Annotated in this window: 1 protein-coding gene; it reads left to right on the top strand. The window is 67.2% G+C overall.

Annotated elements, in window-relative coordinates; all coding sequences use genetic code 11:
- A partial coding sequence (locus IEX18_RS18465) for a hypothetical protein (protein WP_229664722.1) occupies positions 1–1,212 on the top strand: 1,212 nt, incomplete at its 5' end.
- Positions 1,213–1,216: the final 4 nt, after the last annotated feature.

Genomic DNA, 1,216 nt, shown 5'->3' with positions numbered 1-1,216 from the left:
CAGGGGACGACGATCGTGTGTACCTGGGAGGGTACGGCGGACGTTCAGGTCGGCGGCGAGCGGGGACCGGGCAAGGCGCTGGACCATGGCTATGAGTTCGTGTGGCCGGGGATGGCGGGGAACACGGACAAGCTGGTGTTTGTGCAGGTGACGGGGACGGCGGCGGGAGCGTCGGATCCGCTGCGCAACCTGGACTGCCGCGAGAAGGGCGTGGCGCGGGGCGAGATGTTCTCGGCCGAGACGGTGGAGTCGCTGAAGCCCTATGGGGTTCTGCGCTATCTCGACTGGTCGGCGGTGAACGGCAATCCGCAGAACGTGGTGTGGTCGAAGCGGACCCGGGTGGAGGACCTGAACCAGGCGATGGCGCCGCTTGGCGTGGCGCTGGAGTATCAGATCGCGCTGGCGAACCGTCTGAACGCGGAGCCGTGGTTCAACATTCCGTGGAATGCGGACGAGGACTATGTGCGGCGGATGGCGCAGCTGGTGCATGACGGGATCCCGTCGAACCGGCAGGTCTATGTGGAGCTGTCGAACGAGGTGTGGAACTTCTCGTTCGGGGCGACGGCGCAGGCGCAGCGCGAGGGTCTGGCCGAGGGTCTGACGACCGATGCGTTCAAGGCGGTGCTGCTGCGCCATGCGGAGAAGACGCGCTGGGCGATGACCATCTGGAAGCAGGTGTTTGCGGATCGCCCGGGGCAGCTGGTGCGGGTGGCCGCGACGCAGAACGACAATCCGTGGACGGCGGAGGTGGAGCTGGGCGAGGCGAAGCTGGCCGCGGACGTGGATGCGCTGGCGATCGCGCCCTATTTCGGCGGCGACCTGTTCTCGCCGGAGAAGCAGAAGGGGGTGACGGACACGGGCGTGCTGTTGTCGGCACTGGGTGCGGACCTCGACCGGATCATGACCAACTATGCCGCCAAGAATGCCGAGATCGCCAAGAAGTACGGGGTGCGTCTGATCGGCTACGAGGGCGGCCAGCACCTGGTCGACGGCAACGTCGCGGTGGTGGCGGCGGTGAACCGGTCGGCGGGGATGTACGACCTGTACAAGCGGTACCTGACGACGTGGAAGTCGCAGTACAACGACACGCTGGTGCTGTTCGCCTCGACCGGCGCGATCAGCGGCTGGGGCGCCTGGGGCCTGCGCGAATATGCCGGACAGCCCCTCGCCGAAACCCCCAAGCGCCGCGCCGCCCTCGAATTCGGACGGTAAGCGC

The sequence above is a fragment of the Sphingomonas metalli genome, assembly GCF_014641735.1.
In the GTDB taxonomy this organism is placed as follows: Bacteria; Pseudomonadota; Alphaproteobacteria; order Sphingomonadales; family Sphingomonadaceae; genus Sphingomonas; species Sphingomonas metalli.
The sequence above is the reverse complement of the archived record's forward strand: the minus strand, read 5'-3'. Positions and strand labels throughout refer to the sequence as shown.